Genomic DNA, 1,247 nt, shown 5'->3' with positions numbered 1-1,247 from the left:
CGCCCAGGTGGGCGGCGCTCCGGGCGGGCCGGGTGAGCCGCGGGGCGGGCGGGGCTCGGCATGCGCGGGGAGACGGGACGACGGGGGCCGCCGCCATGTGACGCCCGTTCAGGATGGGGCCACCGATGCCTGGCGGGATGGCACGTACATGGCTAACCTGCTCCAGCCGGTCGCCGTCACCGGTGCACCGGCTGTCCGCACAACCCACGGGTCGTCATCACGGACCAGAGGAGTGTCATGCCCAGCACTTCCCGCTCCGCCAGCCCCACCGGCAGCACCCGCGCGCAGGGGAACCGCCGGCTCCCCGCGCTCGCCGCGCTCGCCACCGCGGCCGCCCTGGCCGTCGGTGTCTGCGCCCCGGCGTACGCGGCCGAGCCCGCGCCCGGCACCGCGTCCCCCTCCGATGCGGCCTCCGCCGACGACGCCGCCGCCCCGCGCGGCGGCCAGCTGCCGCCGATCCACCCCGAGCTCGACTTCGCCGGCTCCACCGTCGCCGCCCACGAGGGCCGGGAGGCCGGCGCCGCCCCCGCCGCCGCCCTCGCCGTCACCCAGACCCCCGGTCTCGACGTCTCCAGCCACCAGGGCAACGTCGCCTGGTCGACGGTGCGCGCGAACGGCGCCCGCTTCGCCTACGTCAAGGCCACCGAGGGCACCACCTACACCAACCCGTACTTCGCCCAGCAGTACAACGGCTCCTACAACGCCGGCCTGATCCGCGGCGCGTACCACTTCGCCCTGCCGGACCGCTCCTCCGGCACCGCCCAGGCCAACTGGTTCGTCGACCACGGCGGCGGCTGGTCGAAGGACGGCAAGACGCTGCCGCCCGCGCTCGACATCGAGTACAACCCCTACGGCGCCACCTGCTACGGCCTCAGCCAGAGCGCCATGGTGAGCTGGATCCGCTCCTTCAGCACCACCGTGCACACCCGCACCGGCCGGTACCCCACCATCTACACCACGACCAACTGGTGGACCACCTGCACCGGCAACAACGCCTCGTTCGGCGCCACCAACCCGCTGTGGATCGCCCGCTACGCCTCCACCGTCGGCACCCTCCCGGCCGGCTGGAGCTACCAGACGATCTGGCAGCACGCCGACTCCGGCACCTTCCCCGGCGACCAGAACCTCTTCAACGGCGCCTTCGACCGCGTCCAGGCCCTCGCCAACGGCTGATCCCCCGGTCCCGGGCGGGGGGGGGGACGAGGTAGGGCCCCCCCCCCGCCCCCCCGGCGGCCCGCCGCGGGGCC

Annotated in this window: 1 protein-coding gene; it reads left to right on the top strand. The window is 75.1% G+C overall.

The features are described 5' to 3' along the window. The first annotated feature begins 237 nt into the window (after window positions 1-237). The gene (locus ACFVFS_RS32830) at window positions 238-1,173 is read left to right on the top strand and encodes a lysozyme (RefSeq protein WP_380628508.1); all 936 of its coding nucleotides are present in this window, start codon (window positions 238-240) and stop codon (window positions 1,171-1,173) included. Window positions 1,174-1,247 lie beyond the last annotated feature (74 nt).

Origin of the sequence: Kitasatospora sp. NPDC057692, from assembly GCF_042799475.1 — a bacterium.
GTDB lineage: Bacteria > Actinomycetota > Actinomycetes > Streptomycetales > Streptomycetaceae > Kitasatospora.
Note: the sequence above shows the minus strand (reverse complement) of the source record. Positions and strands in the feature narration are given on the sequence as shown.

Coding starts and splice junctions, on each gene's coding strand:
- ACFVFS_RS32830 (WP_380628508.1), top strand. CDS start 238: ATGCCCAGCACTTCCCGCTCCGCCAGCCCCACCGGCAGCACCCGCGCG.